16 protein-coding genes are annotated in these 15,006 nt (G+C 60.8%); 5 read left to right on the plus strand and 11 right to left on the minus strand.

What is annotated here, in order from left to right:
• The first annotated feature begins 160 nt into the window (after positions 1-160).
• A complete protein-coding gene (locus ACZZ0K_RS00290; protein WP_041477665.1) occupies positions 161-1,558 on the plus strand; it encodes an MFS transporter in 1,398 nt (465 codons plus the stop codon).
• A 9-nt stretch (positions 1,559-1,567) separates the two neighbouring features.
• Positions 1,568-2,089 carry a single-stranded DNA-binding protein gene (locus tag ACZZ0K_RS00295; RefSeq protein ID WP_041477666.1) on the plus strand — a complete coding sequence of 174 codons (522 nt, stop codon included), beginning with the start codon at positions 1,568-1,570 and terminating at the stop codon, positions 2,087-2,089.
• A 194-nt stretch (positions 2,090-2,283) separates the two neighbouring features.
• On the opposite strand, the gene ACZZ0K_RS00300 is transcribed toward ACZZ0K_RS00295, so the two are convergent.
• From ACZZ0K_RS00300 to ACZZ0K_RS00330, 7 genes are all read right to left on the minus strand, one after another.
• On the minus strand, positions 2,284-3,441 hold the full coding sequence (locus ACZZ0K_RS00300) for a glutathionylspermidine synthase family protein (protein WP_217852907.1): 1,158 nt from the start codon (positions 3,439-3,441) through the stop codon (positions 2,284-2,286).
• A 1-nt stretch (position 3,442) separates the two neighbouring features.
• A complete protein-coding gene (locus ACZZ0K_RS00305; protein WP_258707257.1) occupies positions 3,443-4,144 on the minus strand; it encodes a DUF1190 domain-containing protein in 702 nt (233 codons plus the stop codon).
• A gap of 18 nt (positions 4,145-4,162) precedes the next feature.
• On the minus strand, positions 4,163-4,588 hold the full coding sequence (locus ACZZ0K_RS00310) for a DUF350 domain-containing protein (RefSeq protein ID WP_016772952.1): 426 nt from the start codon (positions 4,586-4,588) through the stop codon (positions 4,163-4,165).
• 15 nt (positions 4,589-4,603) lie between these two features.
• Complete coding sequence (locus ACZZ0K_RS00315; protein ID WP_041477669.1) at positions 4,604-5,254, minus strand: DUF2491 family protein; 651 nt, start codon at positions 5,252-5,254, stop codon at positions 4,604-4,606.
• Positions 5,255-5,462: 208 nt separating this feature from the next.
• Positions 5,463-6,161, minus strand: a complete 699-nt coding sequence (locus ACZZ0K_RS00320) for a PspA/IM30 family protein (RefSeq protein ID WP_258707256.1) — start codon at positions 6,159-6,161, stop codon at positions 5,463-5,465.
• 17 nt (positions 6,162-6,178) lie between these two features.
• A complete protein-coding gene (locus ACZZ0K_RS00325; RefSeq protein WP_225914461.1) occupies positions 6,179-6,760 on the minus strand; it encodes a YjfI family protein in 582 nt (193 codons plus the stop codon).
• Between the two features lie 230 nt (positions 6,761-6,990).
• Positions 6,991-7,545 (minus strand): cysteine hydrolase family protein, encoded by a 555-nt coding sequence (locus ACZZ0K_RS00330; protein WP_258707255.1) that lies wholly within the window; start codon positions 7,543-7,545, stop codon positions 6,991-6,993.
• A gap of 101 nt (positions 7,546-7,646) precedes the next feature.
• Between ACZZ0K_RS00330 and ACZZ0K_RS00335 the strand changes: the two genes are divergently transcribed.
• The 3 genes from ACZZ0K_RS00335 to ACZZ0K_RS00345 all read left to right on the plus strand — a co-directional run bounded on the left by ACZZ0K_RS00335 (position 7,647) and on the right by ACZZ0K_RS00345 (position 10,783).
• On the plus strand, positions 7,647-8,627 hold the full coding sequence (locus ACZZ0K_RS00335; protein ID WP_258707254.1) for a GlxA family transcriptional regulator: 981 nt from the start codon (positions 7,647-7,649) through the stop codon (positions 8,625-8,627).
• Between the two features lie 298 nt (positions 8,628-8,925).
• Positions 8,926-10,035 carry a DUF3182 family protein gene (locus tag ACZZ0K_RS00340; RefSeq protein WP_150742344.1) on the plus strand — a complete coding sequence of 370 codons (1,110 nt, stop codon included), beginning with the start codon at positions 8,926-8,928 and terminating at the stop codon, positions 10,033-10,035.
• Positions 10,025-10,783, plus strand: a complete 759-nt coding sequence (locus ACZZ0K_RS00345) for an alpha/beta hydrolase family protein (protein ID WP_042610641.1) — start codon at positions 10,025-10,027, stop codon at positions 10,781-10,783. Before ACZZ0K_RS00340 ends, ACZZ0K_RS00345 begins: the two co-directional genes overlap by 11 nt.
• A gap of 103 nt (positions 10,784-10,886) precedes the next feature.
• Here ACZZ0K_RS00345 and ACZZ0K_RS00350 read toward each other — a convergent pair whose 3' ends face one another.
• The 4 genes from ACZZ0K_RS00350 to ACZZ0K_RS00365 are packed head-to-tail and all read right to left on the minus strand — an operon-like array spanning position 10,887 to position 14,864.
• Entirely contained in the window at positions 10,887-11,876 is a 990-nt protein-coding gene (locus ACZZ0K_RS00350; protein WP_041477676.1) for a lysylphosphatidylglycerol synthase domain-containing protein, read from the minus strand.
• Positions 11,873-13,147 (minus strand): cardiolipin synthase ClsB, encoded by a 1,275-nt coding sequence (clsB, locus tag ACZZ0K_RS00355; protein WP_256810174.1) that lies wholly within the window; start codon positions 13,145-13,147, stop codon positions 11,873-11,875. The genes ACZZ0K_RS00350 and clsB overlap by 4 nt, the downstream gene beginning before the upstream one ends.
• Positions 13,144-13,941, minus strand: coding sequence for an endonuclease/exonuclease/phosphatase family protein (locus ACZZ0K_RS00360; RefSeq protein WP_041477677.1), 798 nt, complete (start codon positions 13,939-13,941; stop codon positions 13,144-13,146). Before ACZZ0K_RS00360 ends, clsB begins: the two co-directional genes overlap by 4 nt.
• Positions 13,938-14,864: a DUF72 domain-containing protein gene (locus ACZZ0K_RS00365; protein WP_258707253.1), complete on the minus strand. Its 927-nt coding sequence runs from the start codon at positions 14,862-14,864 to the stop codon at positions 13,938-13,940. Before ACZZ0K_RS00365 ends, ACZZ0K_RS00360 begins: the two co-directional genes overlap by 4 nt.
• Positions 14,865-15,006 lie beyond the last annotated feature (142 nt).

The following is a 15,006-nucleotide window of genomic DNA, read 5'->3' on the forward strand; positions in this document are numbered from 1 at the left end:
AGGAGTATACGGGCAAATACTGGATGGATGCACACTATCCAACGAAGGGCGTTTTGCCGTTCATGAAGAGAGTTTCATCTATACGCGTCATAGCGTCGCGATATACCCCGTCTTCCGATGGGACTGGTAGAATCGCCGCCGGTTCACACGAGGTTTTTCCATGCACGATCCCCACAGCGAACGCATGAGTGGCAGCGAGACCCGCGCGGCGAGCGGTCTGGCCCTGGTGTTCGCCTTCCGTATGCTTGGCATGTTCATGGTGTTGCCGGTGCTGGCGACCTATGGCATGGATCTGGCGGGAGCGACCCCGGCCCTGATCGGGCTGGCGATTGGCGCTTACGGTCTGACCCAGGCAATTTTCCAGATTCCGTTCGGGATCATTTCCGACCGCATCGGTCGCCGACCGGTGATCTACCTCGGCCTGATCGTCTTCGCTCTCGGCAGTGTTCTGGCTTCCCAGGCCGATTCGATCTGGGGCGTGATCGCCGGGCGAATCCTGCAGGGCGCCGGGGCGATTTCCGCAGCGGTGATGGCGCTGCTTTCCGACCTGACCCGCGAGCAGCATCGGACCAAAGCCATGGCGATGATCGGCATGACCATCGGCCTGTCGTTCGCCGTGGCCATGGTGGTCGGGCCGTTACTGACCAGTGCGTTCGGGCTGTCCGGGCTGTTCCTCGCCACTGGCGCCATGGCGCTGGTCGGCATCCTGATCATCATGTTCATGGTGCCGCAATCCACCGGGCCGTTGCAGCACCGTGAGTCCGGCGTCGCCCGGCAGGCACTGATGCCGACGCTCAAGCACCCGGACCTGCTGCGCCTGGATCTGGGCATCTTTGTGTTACATGCCATGTTGATGTCGAGCTTCGTGGCCTTGCCGCTGGCACTGGTGGAAAAAGCCGGTTTGCCCAAGGAGCAGCACTGGTGGGTCTACCTCACCGCGTTGCTGATTTCGTTCTTCGCCATGATCCCGTTCATTATCTACGGCGAGAAGAAACGCAAAATGAAACGAGTTTTGCTCGGCGCCGTCATGACATTGATGCTGACTGAACTATTCTTCTGGCAGTTCGGCGACAGCCTGCGTGCTCTGGTGATCGGTACGGTGGTGTTTTTCACCGCGTTCAATCTGCTCGAGGCATCGTTGCCGTCGCTGATCAGCAAGGTTTCACCGGCAGGCGGCAAGGGCACGGCCATGGGCGTGTACTCCACCAGCCAGTTCCTCGGTTCGGCACTCGGCGGGATACTCGGCGGCTGGTTGTTCCAGCATGGCGGTCTGTCGGTTGTGTTCCTCGGATGCGCCGCGCTGGCTGCACTTTGGCTGGCCTTTGCTGTTACCATGCGCGAACCTCCCTACGTGACGAGCCTGCGCTTGCCGTTGTCGCCCGAAGCGATCCGCGAAGCGGGTCTGGTCGAGCGCCTCAAGGCCCTGGTAGGGGTAACAGATGCAGTGATAGTCGCCGAAGAGGCGGCTGTTTACATCAAACTGGACAAAGAATTAGTGGATCGCACCACCCTCGAACGCCTGGTCAACAACCCGGCCGGGGCTGCGTGCGACGCTTAGGAGAACGTTATGGCCCGTGGGGTTAACAAAGTCATATTGGTCGGCACTTGCGGCCAGGATCCCGAAGTTCGCTACCTGCCTAACGGTAATGCCGTGACCAACCTGAGTCTGGCCACCAGCGAACAATGGACCGACAAGCAGACCGGTCAGAAGGTCGAGAAGACCGAGTGGCACCGTGTGTCGATGTTCGGCAAGGTTGCCGAGATCGCCGGTGAATACCTGCGCAAGGGTTCGCAGGTCTACATCGAAGGCAAGCTGCAGACCCGCGAGTGGGAAAAGGACGGCATCAAGCGTTACACCACTGAAATCGTGGTCGACATGCAAGGCACCATGCAACTGCTCGGCGGCCGTCCACAACAGGGCGACCAGCAAGGCGGCGGCAACAACTACCAGCAGCAGGCGCCACGTCAGCAGGCACCGCGCCCGCAGCAGTCGGCTCCACAGCAGCGTTCGGCTCCGCAAGCACCGCAGCAGGCCGCACCGCAACCGGCTCCGGATTTCGACAGCTTCGATGACGATATTCCGTTCTGATTTGCCGCTGTAACCGTCTTGAATGAAAAAGGCCCGTCGCTTAAACGACGGGCCTTTTTTGTTCTGGAAATTCCTGGCTACTCACAATCTCCTGTGGGAGCGAGCCTGCTCGCGAAGGCGTCAGATCAGTCGATGCACCTGTAACTGACAGGACGCTTTCGCGAGCAGGCTCGCTCCCACAAGGTAACTTCGTCTTAATCCAGGATCAGGTGCGGCAGGAAGCGACTGGAATCCTTGGTGATCAGACTATTGTCTTCACGCACACCAATCCCCGCTGCCTCATCGCCAATCACCCACGAGCCAATCAGCGTGTAGCTGTCGCCAAACTTCGGCAGCGGTGCGAACTCCTGCAGGATGAATGGCGCATCGGTGTAAGGCCCGTCCTCTTTGACGATCAGACCTTCCACTGTTTGCAGTTCGATGTTGGCACCTTCGCGGGAAAAGTACGGCTTGCGCACCCAGCCCTTCGGCACCGCACTCTGCGGATTCGGATCAAGGTGCGCAGCGAGCAGATTCGGATGTCCCTTGTGCAATTCCCACAGCAGCGGCAGGGCACCTTTGTTCGACAGAATCGCCTTCCACGCCGGTTCGAAAAACTGCGTATCGCATTCGGCGATCGCTGCGCCGAACGGCTCGTGGAAGATGAATTCCCAGGCGTGCAGCTTGAACAGGTGCGGGATCCAGCGATCCTGCAGATCGACGAAACGACCTTCAGCCGTCAGGCCAATGTCTTCGATATCGATGTGGCGTGATTCGATGCCGACCTTTTCCGCGATCAGCCGCAGGTAATCGGTGGTGCCTTTGTCCTCGACCGAATCCTTCATCGACGCAAAGTAGAACGGCCGCTTCAACTGCAACTCGGCGAAGGCCTGATGCAGCTTGGTGTCGATGCTGTTGAACTGGTCAGCATGTGGCGGCAGCGTGCCACGCTCGATGCACTGTTCCAGCCAGCCCCACTGAAAGGCCGCCGCTTCATAGAGGCTGGTCGGCGTGTCGTAGTTGAGCTCCAACAGTTTCGCCGGCCCGTTGCCGCTGTAGGAAAAGTCCATGCGACCGTACAGATGCGGATGACCCTCGCGCCAGGAGGTGCGGATCATGTCGTAGTACCCCGCCGGGATACTCAGGCGATCGAGCAACTCCTCGCTGTTGACCACGCGATCAACCAGATCCATGCACATCTCGTGCAGTTCGGTAGTCGGGTCTTCCAGATCGTTTTCGATCTGCGCGAGGCTGAACTGGTAGTAGGCGCTTTCGTCCCAGTACGGTTCGTCGTCGATGGTGTGGAACAGGAAACCGAGGCTTTCGGCGGTGTGTTTCCAGTCGGGGCGCTCGGCGCAGTGGATCTTTTTCATGTCAGCTGCTCGAGCGTCCGGAACTGCTGCCCCAGCCACCCCAACCGCTGCGGGCGCTGGACTGGCTGCCGAAACCGCCGCGCGAACTCGACGACGCAACGTTCACCGGTTTGCTCTTGCTGCTCTCGTAATCCGATTGGCTGCGCGAGGTTGTGTCAGCTCGACGGTACTGCGTTGAGGTGTTGTACGGCTGGCGCGTTTCGCGATCACGGTAAACGGTGCGTTCGGCGTTGTTGCTCATTGCGTTGCCGATCAGCCAGCCGGTCAGCCAGCCATTGCCGCCGCCACCTGAGCCACCGGAATAGTGCGAGCCGCCGTGGCTGGCACTGCTGCTGGTGGTGGTGTCGCCCGCCGGCATTTGCGAATTGGCGATGGCATCGAGATCTTGCGGCGTCTCGGCATTGCCCGGCACTTTGAAGCCGCCGAGTTTCGGCACGAAACGGCCATCGGAATTTTTCTGACACCAGCCAGTGGCAAAGTCTGCGTCGCACTTGGCCTTGTCGGTGTAAGCCGGGGCGATGCGACGGTGCTCGTTCAGGGCGGCGACGTAGGCGCTGGAGCAGAGATCGGCGGCCAATTCGGCGTCGACACACTGTTCAACGCTTTGGAAGTTGCGCGGCTGATCCAGCGCCGCTGCTTCACCGGAAATCGCCATCGCCACCGATGCGGCGAGGGACAATTGCACGTATTTGCTGCGTTTCATCGAGAGGCTTCCTGCCGGTCAGTGGGACGGGGTCATGCACGCGGCATTGAGCATGCCGACGCTGATCGCCACGGCAGCCACATAGATGCCGGCCGCCACTTCGCCGTTGGCGATGCGCTGGGACGTGCCCTTGAGCACCAGCCCGGTCGCAACAAACGCCAACAGCTGCACGACTGCAGCGATGACTGCCCAGAGGACGAAGTCGAGCACGTTGACCGAGTAGGCGATCACGTTGCTCGCCGGAATGGCGAAACCGATGATCGCCCCGGACAGGGCAATGGCGGCGGCAGTGTTGCCGGCGCGGATCAGCTCGAATTCCTTGTGCGCGGTGATGCGCGTGTAGACGAATTGAAACAGCATGAACAGCAACACGGCGCCGATCAGGTAGACGACGAAACCGACCAGCGCGGTTTTGTTCAGAGAAACGGCCAAGACTTCCAGCATGAAAAACTTCCTTTTTTAGATGGCGCTCAAATCAGTCGTGTACAGCGAGATGCCCAGCGAGGTGCTCAGGCTGACGGTGCCTTCTTCGTCCTGTTCGACGGAGAACAGCAGCAGTTCGCGGCGATCGGTCAGGCCGGTGTCGCGGGCATACAGCATGGCGTGGTGCTTGATGGTGTAGGACTCGTCCGGATTGACCACGTGTTCGGTCATTGGCACCAGTTCAGTCTGCTGCAATTCGGTGCCCCATTCGCGGGTGTATTCAACACCGTCGTGGTGGTAGGTCGGCAGACCGATCAGGCTGTTGGGGCCGGCCAGACGCTGCAGTTCGGCGTCACTGTTGACCGTCACGTAGCTGAGGTAATTGAACAGGGTGACCGACTCGACCTGATCATCGCCGGTGACGTGGATCTGCACCCAGAAATCCTCGTCGTTCATGTAATAGCGGTGCAATTTATTGGACTGGCCGAGATCGACCCAGCCGGCGCTCCACACCGCTTGATCGAATGGCACCCGCACCGACGTCGAGCCTTCCAGCAGCAACGCCAGGGTCGTGTCGAAGCGCACGCCTTTGCCTTGAGCCATGCCCAGTGGGCCGCTGGCGGCGGTGGTCGTTGGCGCAGCGGTCTGCCAATTGCTGGTGCCGAGCAAGTCTTTAAACCATCCCATGGGTACGTTCCTTGAAGCGGGTGGAGGTGTTCGGGTGAAAAAGTGGCGGTAGTGTAACGGGCGAAGCGGTGAACGAGCAGGGGCAATTACGCCGCAAAACCATGTGGGAGCGAGCCTGCTCGCGAATGGGTTGTGTCAGTCACTCGATTATTTGACTGTCACGACGCTTTCGCGAGCAGGCTCGCTCCCACAAGTTACCGTTCAGTCCTTACTGCGCGGACTTCTGCTTCAGCCGCTCAAGGATTGCATTGGCGCTGCCTTCGTTCGGCGTGATGCCGGCGTCGCGCAGTTTGCGTTCCAGGTCGTTGCCGGTGGAGGCATCGGCCAGTTCGTCCGCTGCGCTCAGCTCGGCAGCGCGTTGCTGCTGCTTGGCTTGCAGGCGGTTCAGGGTGCCGACTGCGGTTTCCAGTTTGCCGTTGGCGCCGCCGCTGGCAATCGAGGCGCTGACCTGGGCTTTCTGCACGCTGTCGCGGGCCTTGGCCATGTCCACTTGCTGGCGCAGGCTCTTGATCCGCGATTCGGCTTTGCTGATGTCTTTGCGCATGTTGTCGGCGTAGGCGCCGAATTCATCGCTGAGTTTCTTCTCGGCAGCGAGGTCGTTGTTCAGGGTCGAAATCGCTTCGGCCACTTCCAGCGCCAGGTCTTCGCGGCCGGCATTCAACGCGGCCACAGCCTTGGCTTCGAGGTCCTTGATCTTGGCGTCGTATTCGCTGACGCGGTCGGCGGCCAGTTTGTGCTTGGCCATGATCGTTACCAGTTCGCGGCGGGCATTGGACAGCGCGGTGTCCGCGTCGCGAATTTCCTGATCGAGGATGCGCAGGGCCTGCTGGTCGGCGATGGCTTCGCCAACTTCATTGGCGCCGCCGCGCAGTGCGGTGAACAACTTGCTCCAGATGGACTGAGTCATTGGATATTCCCTGTTGATTACTTGAAGAAGTGTTCGAAGGCTTCGCTGGCGCGCTGCACGTTGTCGACCAGGGTTTTCACCTCGGTGACGACGTTGGTCAGGCTCGAATCAGCACTGAGGGCGCCGAACATGTTGTAGACGGTCTGCCCGTTCGGCATCGATTCGATCCCGATCGAAGACAGCGGGAACATCTCGCGGCTGCGCAGTACGGCATCGTTGAACGCCTGGACATTGCTGATCGAATCGATGTCCACCAGCACGGTGTCGACGATGATCTGCTGGCCGGCCAGGGCGATGTGAATCGGCAGACCACCGAATTCGTTCATTTCCAGCTTGATGCTCGGCTCGGAGCTCTGGATCAGGGACAGCGAAATCTCTTGGGAAGCCACCTCGTCCAGCGCCTTGAGGGCATTGAAGAGGCTGTCGATGGTCCAGTTGTTGCCTGCGCTCATGTATTTCTCCGACATGAAAGAGCCAGCCAGAATCGGTTGGCGTAGCTGTTGCTCCATTTGCTTGAGCAAGCTTCGGTTTTCCGGAAGCACCCAAGTTTCGTGTTTCACATAACCGGCGGCGGCCAGGCCTGCGCGCATCTGCTTCATGTAGAAGCTCGACGGTTTTTTCGCTGACGTCTTGCCACGTTCGCCCTTGGGGCTGGCTGCGGCAGGCGTCGGAGTGCGGCTTGTCATGGCTGGAATCCGGTTATGAGCGTCTCACGCGTGGGCCACACTACAACCAATGCAAAGTGCCATCAATGACTCACGCGTGAGATTTTCATGACAGACGCAAAAAGGCCCGCAACGCGGCGGGCCTGTGGATTGCGCAGTTGTTGCTAGGCGTTGCTGTGCAGGAACTGCTCAGTCGATACCACGCTGGCGTAGGCAAAACCCAGCGCCGACATGAATGCTGCGTGCACATGAGCGGCCGGCACCGTCAGGCCATTGAATTCCAGATCACGGCTGGCGCAGGCATCGTGAATCACCGTGACCGCATACCCCATGTCTGCCGCGGCGCGGGTGATGCCATCGACGCACATATGGCTCATGCTGCCGACCACCACCAGGTCGGTGATGGCCTGTTCGTCGAGCACCGCTTTCAGTTCGGTTTCGCGGAACGAGTTGACGAAGTGCTTGAGCACCACCGGCTCGTCGGCGCGGTTGAGCACTTTCGGATGCAGTTTCGCGCCCTCGGAGCCGGGAGTGAAAAACGGCGCGTCTTCGGAGGTGAATTCATGCCGAATGTGCACCACCGGATCGCCCGTTTCGCGAAAGGCTGCGATCAGCCGTGCGGCGTTATCGGCAGCGGCGTCGGCGCCGACCAGCGGCCACTTGCCTTGGGGGAAGTAGTCGTTCTGGATATCGACTACGATGAGCGCTTGCTTGGCCATGGGATTGTCCTCGAGACGGTGATTGGGTGTGGCCTCAGTATTGACGCTGGCCGAGGATTCGAGGATTGGCCGCACCGACAATAGGCAGGGGAAAACTGACAATGGCTGCACAAAGAGCCGCCACCGCTGAACTGGGCGTGCTGATTTACCCCGGCGCGCAACTGGCGGCGGTGCACGGTCTGACCGATCTGTTCGCCGTGGCCAATCGCATCGCTGCCGAGTATCAGGCTGTGCAATTGCCCGTGCTGCGGGTCAGTCACTGGCAGGTCGATGGCGAGCAGTTGCCGGCGCGGGTCTATGACAGTCATCCCGGCGACGAGGACGCTTTGCTCGCCGTGCTGATTCCGCCGTCCCTCGGCGGGTTCGATGCGGCGCAGATGACCGCGAGTCTTGCGCAGTGGCTGCGCGATCAGCATGCACACGGCGCGACCCTCGGTGGTGTTTGTGTGGGCTCGTTGATGCTCGCTGAAAGCGGCTTGCTCGACGGTCGCAGCGCCACCACCCACTGGACCTCGGCCCAGGCGTTTGCCGAGCGTTACCCGAAGATCAAACTGAAGGCCGACACGCCGATTGTCGACGACGGTGACCTGATCACCACGGCCGGGCTGATGGCCTGGTCGGAGTTGGGGTTGCGCCTGGTCGATCGCTTGCTCGGCCCAAGCATCGCCACCGCGACCGCGCGTTTTCTGGTGATGGAACACAGCGACAGCGCCAGTGAATGCGGAAGCAATTTCGCACCGATCCTCAGCCATGGCGACGCGGCGATTCTCAAGGTCCAGCACTGGCTGCAAAGCACCGGGGCGACGGATGTTTCGCTGAACGCGATGGCCGAGCGTGCGGGACTTGAAGAGCGTACTTTCCTGCGCCGATTCCGCGCCGCGACAGGCTTGAAACCGACCGAGTACTGCCAGCACCTGCGGGTCGGCAAGGCGCGGGAAATGCTCGAGTTCACCAATGGCACGATCGACCACATTGCCTGGACTGTCGGCTATCAGGATCCGGGCGCGTTTCGTTCGATCTTCAAGAAGATCACCGGGCTGGGGCCGAGTGATTACCGTGGGCGGTTTGGTCTGACGCGGTAGCCTGGGCACTGGAGTAACCCTGTGGGAGCTGGCTTGCCAGCGATGCGATCAATCAGTTGCAAAACAGGTGACTGATCCACCGCCATCGCTGGCAAGCCAGCTCCCACAGGTTTTTGCACAGGACCACGGATCGTGCAATTTGCCGGAGTTTTGCGCGCTGTCGTGCAGTTTGAAACAGGCGTGATGCCAGCACTTATCTGGCAAACGCCTGTTAACCGGGCGATTGCGGCCGATTGCTCATTGGCCTGATCTCTGCAATTTCCCTGAGTGAACCCATCGACTGATGCAAGGGGAACGCATGACCCCGACACCCAGCAACAAAATCGTCGTGGCCCATTCGGTGCGTGCCGAGGCGCCGCAACATGAAGTCGAGACCAACAAGGCTCTGGCGCGCTGGTTGGCGCAGATTCTCGGCTGCAAATTCGGCGGCAGTTACGATCCGGCCAAACATCAGGGCCGCGAGCTGTATCTGCTGCCGACACAAACCATCGTTGGCGCCGCCCACGCTCAAGCGCTGGGCATCAACGGCCCCGATGACTTGTGGGGCGGTTACGTCGAATACGATTTCATCTGCACCAAAGCCATCAGCCACGGTTTGCGCAGTCATCTGGCGCACGCGCCGCAGGGCTGGTCGCCGCTGTTCTCGGAGCGGGTGCGCAACGTTGTGCTCGACGGTCTCAGCGTATTTGCCCTGGAAGATGCACGGCCCGCCGCCGAACATCTGCTGTACGCCGGGCCGATTCGCTTGAAGCCGATTCACGCTTGCGCCGGTCGCGGCCAGGAAGTGATCAAGAGCCTCGACGCGTTCGATGAAATCCTCGCTCGCCCAGAAGCGGAGAGCGTGTTCAGTGACGGCGTAGTGCTGGAGCAGGATTTGCGCAACGTCGTCACCCACAGCGTCGGCCAGTCGTTCATCGGCGGCAAAGTGTTGAGCTACTGTGGTGATCAATACTTGACTGAGGACGGTCAGGGCGAAGAGGTCTACGGCGGCTCGAATCTGCTGGTGGTGCAGGGCGGCTATGACCAATTGCTCGCGCTGGATCTGCCTGACGATGTGCGTCTGGCCATCGAGCAGGCGCAGGTCTTCGACAGTGCCGCCAACGAAGCCTACCCACGCTTCTTCGCCTCGCGGCGCAATTACGATATCGCCCAAGGCCTCGACGCCAGCGGCAACCCGCGCAGCGGCGTGCTCGAACAATCCTGGCGCATGGGTGGTGCCAGCAGCGCTGAAGTGGCGGCGCTGCAAAGCTTCGTCAACGATCCACAGATGCGCGCCATCCGTGTGTCGTCGGTGGAAACCTATACCGATCAGGCGCTGCCGGCGGACGCCATCGAGGTCTATCGCGGCCCGGCGGAAAACAGCGCATTTCTTCTCAAATATGTGACGGTCCAATCCTATGACGGCTAGAAGCGAAAGCATTCAAATCGACATTGATGACGAACAGATGAGCGGGACTTTTCTCAGTCCCAAATCGAAAGTCCCGGGGGTGTTGTTTGTTCACGGTTGGGGCGGCAGTCAGGAACGTGATCTGGAGCGGGCCAAAGGCATCGCCGGCCTGGGTTGCGTATGCCTGACCTTCGACCTGCGCGGGCACACCGGCGGCACAGGAATTCCGCTGACCCGGGTGACCCGTGAAGACAATCTGCGTGACTTGCTGGCGGCCTACGATCGCCTGCTGGCGCACCCGGCCCTCGACACTTCGGCGATCGCCGTGGTCGGCACCAGTTATGGCGGTTATCTGGCCTCGATCCTGACGTCACTGCGCCCGGTGCGCTGGCTGGCGCTGCGCGTGCCGGCGCTGTACCGCGACGAGCAGTGGCACACGCCCAAGCGCGATCTGGACAAGGCCGACCTGCGCGATTATCGCAATACGCTGGTGCGCGCCGACAGCAATCGCGCCCTGCATGCCTGTTCGCAATTCACTGGCGACGTGCTGTTGGTGGAATCGGAAACCGACGACTTCGTGCCCCACGCGACGATCATGAGTTACCGCGCCGCATGTCAGCAGACTCACTCGTTGACCCACCGGATCATCGATGGCGCCGATCACGCATTGAGTGATCCGGTGTCACAGCAGGCCTACACCTCGATCCTGGTGGACTGGATTACCGAGATGGTGGTGGGGGAGCGGTTGAGCATTATCCAATCCAGATGATCTGTCGCATGTACCGGCCCCTTCGCGAGCAGGCTCGCTCCCACAGGTTGAACGCATTTCAAATGTAGGAGCTGCCGAAGGCTGCGATCTTTTGATCTTGATTCTAATGTGTGGGTTTCTTCTCGATCCGCAGCGCCTTGGCCTTGGCCTCGACCACCAGATACATCACCACCGTGATCAACAGCGGCAGCAGAAAATAAATCGCCCGATATGCCAGCAATCCCGCGACCAGACTGCCGCGCGATGCCTCATGCTGCAGCAACGCCACGAACACCGCCTCAAGCACACCCAGCCCCGCCGGAATGTGCGTAATGACCCCGGCAATCGCGCTGATCAACAGCACGCCAAGCACCAGCGGATAATCCAGTTTGCTCGGCAGCAGAGTGAAGATCACCGCCGCCATCAGCGACCAGTTCAACGCGCCCAAGAGCAATTGCAGCACCGCCATGCGCAGCGACGGCAGGTTGATTTCCACGCCGCGTATCGACCACTCGCGGCGCTTGGAAAACTGACACGCCGCCAGATAGCCGGCACTGACCAACAGCAATAACACCCCGACCAGTTGCAAGGCCGAACTGCTGAGTTTCCAGCCCGGCGGCATCGTCACCAGACCGCTGCTGAACACTACGCCAGCGATGGTCATGTAGCCGAACCAGTTGGTTGCCAGGCTCAGGCCGAGAATCTTGGCGATGTTGCCTTTGCTCACCCCCAGCCGCGAATACAGGCGATAACGCATGGCGATGCCGCCGACCCAGGCGCTGAGATTGAGGTTGAAGGCGTAGCTGATGATGCCCACCGGCAGGATCTGCTTCCAGGTCAGGTCTTGCCGAATGTAAGTGCGGCCGATCAGGTCGAAACTGGCGTACACCAGAAAGCTCAGCAGGGTCAGGCTGGCGGCGATGATCAGCGTGCGCACCTTGAAATCGGCGAGGGTCTCCAGCACCTCGGCCCATTCGATGCGCGTAGCGAACATCGTCAACAGGACGATGAGCGCGAGGAAAAACAGGATGGTCAGCGGACGTTTCCAGCGGCTCCATTTCGACGGCGCCGCTTGTGTCGAATGGCTATCGGAATGGACTTCGGAATGACTCATGGACGCGCACCTCGGTAAGGCTTCAGACGCGGTTTATGCGCCGGCAGCCAACCGGCCATGGCCGGGAAGTGCCGCAGGAAGTGGAACACCAGAAAACCCACGGTCATGTGCCAGATACGCCCGCGCGGCAACAGCTTGGCGTCCATGGCTTTGCAGTGGTTCTGGCTGAGATCTTCGAGGCGTTCGTACAGGTGCTGATTGAACGCGCGGTCGCGGATCAGCACGTTGGCTTCCAGATTCAGCGACAGGCTCAGCGGGTCGAGATTGCTCGAGCCCACGGTGCTCCAGTCATCGTCGACCAGCGCGACCTTGCCGTGCAGCGGGCGTTGGCAGTATTCGTGAATCTGCACGCCGGCACGCAGCAGATAATCGTAGGTCATGCGCGCTGCCAGTTTGGCTACGAGCATGTCCGGCTGGCCTTGCAGGATCAGCCGCACCTCGACGCCACGGCGGGCGGCGTTGCGGATTTCGCGCAGCAAACGATAGCCGGGAAAGAAGTAGGCGTTGGCGATGATCACCCGGCGCTTGGCCTTGCGCAGCACCTGCAGATACACGTCTTCGATATCGGTGTTGTGTTGATCGTTATCGCGGAACACTAAGCGCACCTGGCCGTCGTGGTCGGTGAAGGCCATTTCCTCCAGACGCTGGCGCCGGCGCTGCCACCAGAACCGCGCGCGTCCGGGACGACCGCTTTGCAGCAGGGCGAAGTGATGAATATCGGCGACCACCGGGCCCTGGATCTCCACCGAATAATCCTGCTTGGCTTCAGGGCCGAAATCGGCCAGGTGATCGCCGGAAAAATTGATCCCGCCAATGAACGCGATCAAGCCGTCGACCACTACGATCTTGCGGTGCAAGCGGCGGAACCAGTTGGTGCGGATGCCCAAATGCTTTGGCGCCGGATCGAAGATTTGCAAATGCACGCCGGCATCGCTCAAGGCCGACAGATAGCCAGTGCTCAGCTCGCCACAGCCGAAGCCGTCGAGGCTGACCGTGGTGCGCACGCCGCGCTGGGCGGCTTCGATGAGGATTTGCTGCAACTCGGCGCCGACCTTGTCTTCGAAAACGATGAAGGTCTCCAGCAGGATCTCGCTCTTGGCTGCGCGCATCGCTTCGAATACCCGGGGGAAATATTCCTCGCCGTTCTCCAGCAGCTCTACGCGGTTATTGCTGTGCCATTGATACTCGACGTCAACGTGGCCGGGCTCGCGCACCGGCGGGTTCAGCGGGACCGGGTCGACGGCGGATTTTTCCAGTGGCGCACTGTTCATAGTTCAATCTCCACCGATAACGGTGCGTGGTCGGAAAGGTGGGACCAGGGCCGGTTGGTCAAAACTTTCGGGCGGCTGGCCTTGAGGTTGCGTACGTAGATGCGGTCGAGTCGTAGCGCTGGCAGCCGCGCGGGAAAACTGCGCGCCGGCTTGCCGTACTGCTCGGCGAACACTTCGCGCAGGCCACAGGGCTTGAGCTGCGCATCGGCACGCTGGCGCCAGTCGTTGAAATCGCCAGCGACGATCACCGGGGCATCAGCGGGCAATTCGGCGAGACGTTGCATCAGCAGATCCAGTTGCGCGTTGCGGTGGCTCTCGCGCAGGCCCAGATGCACGCAGATCGCATGCACTTCGGTGCCGTCGCCAGGCAGGCGCAGCACGCAATGCAGCAGGCCACGGTTTTCATGGCCGCTGATCGACACGTCGAGGTTGTCGTGGCGGATGATCTGGAATTTCGACAGCAGCGCATTGCCGTGATCGCCCGCCGGGTACACGGCGTTGCGCCCGTAGGCGAATTGCGGCCAGAGGCTGTCGGCGAGGAATTCGTATTGCGGCATCGTCGGCCAGTTGTCGTAGCGTTTCGGATGCTGCTCGTGCGTGCCGTGCACTTCCTGCAGAAACACCACGTCGGCGGCGACGCTGCGCACCGCTTCACGCAGCTCCGGCAGGATGAAACGCCGGTTCAGCGCGGTGAAGCCCTTGTGGGTGTTGACCGTCAGTATGGTGAAGGTGCGCACCGAGGGCGCAACCACGGAGCCTTCGTCGGTGAAACCGACCGGTTCGGGAATGCTCATGACAGAACTCCTTCTGCGGCGACTTGCCCGGGAGTTGTGGCGAGGTCTTTGTCGAGGTCCAAGCGCTGCAACAAGTTGCGTGCGTCGTAGGGCGCGCGGACTTTGATGTCGTTGTCGAAGTAGCAGAACACTTCGCGGGATTTGCGCGCACGGGGTTTCAGGCGTGGGGCTATCAGGTGGGCGTCCTCTGGCTGTTTACCGTGATGCCAGGCGTCGATGCGCTCGGCCCAGCGCTTGAGCGCTTGTTCGGAATAACCGCTGGCGTAGAGCTCTTCGGCGCCGTGCAGGCGCAGATAGACGAAGTCGCTGGTGAGGTCTTCGCGGTACGGCCATTTGCCGGCGGTGTCGGCAATGACCAGCGCGGTGTTATGGCGCTTGAGCAGGCGCAAGAATTCCGGATCGATGAAACTTTCATGACGGATTTCCACGGCGTGGCGCAGCGGCTTCTTGCGCCAGACTTTGATGCTGGCGTGGCCGGGCAGATGCGAGTCGTGCTGGCGGGCGAGGGCGGCTGCGGCTTGGGTATCGTGGGGCAGTTGCGCGAGAAAGTGATCGAAGCGCTCGGCGTCGAATTTGAAATTCGGCGGAAACTGCCAAAGGATCGGCCCGAGTTTTTCCTTCAGTTCCAGAACGCCCGAGGCGAAGAAATTCGCCAGCGGCTTTTCGATTTCGCGCAAGCGGCGCACGTGGGTGATGAAGCGCGGCGCCTTGACGCTGAACACGAAGTCATCGGGCGTTTCGGCGTACCACTGGGCGTAACGTTCGGGGCGTTGCAGGGCGTAGAACGATCCATTGATTTCGATGCTGTTGACCGCGCGGGAGGCGAACTGCAATTCGCGCTTCTGCGCCAGTCCCTTCGGGTAGAAATCCCCGCGCCACGGGGCGTAGCGCCAGCCTGAAATACCGATGTGAATCGTCGCCATCCCATCCTCCCGTAGAAAGTCCTCGTGTTGCCGATGTTCTGTGATGACTGCGGCGGGGGCGGGAAAGTTTCGATGGCGTTACGGACGGTCGCGGGTGAAGCGAAGATCAAGAGCTTACCCCCTCACCCCAACCCTCTCCCCC

Source organism: Pseudomonas sp. AC255, assembly GCF_979258175.1.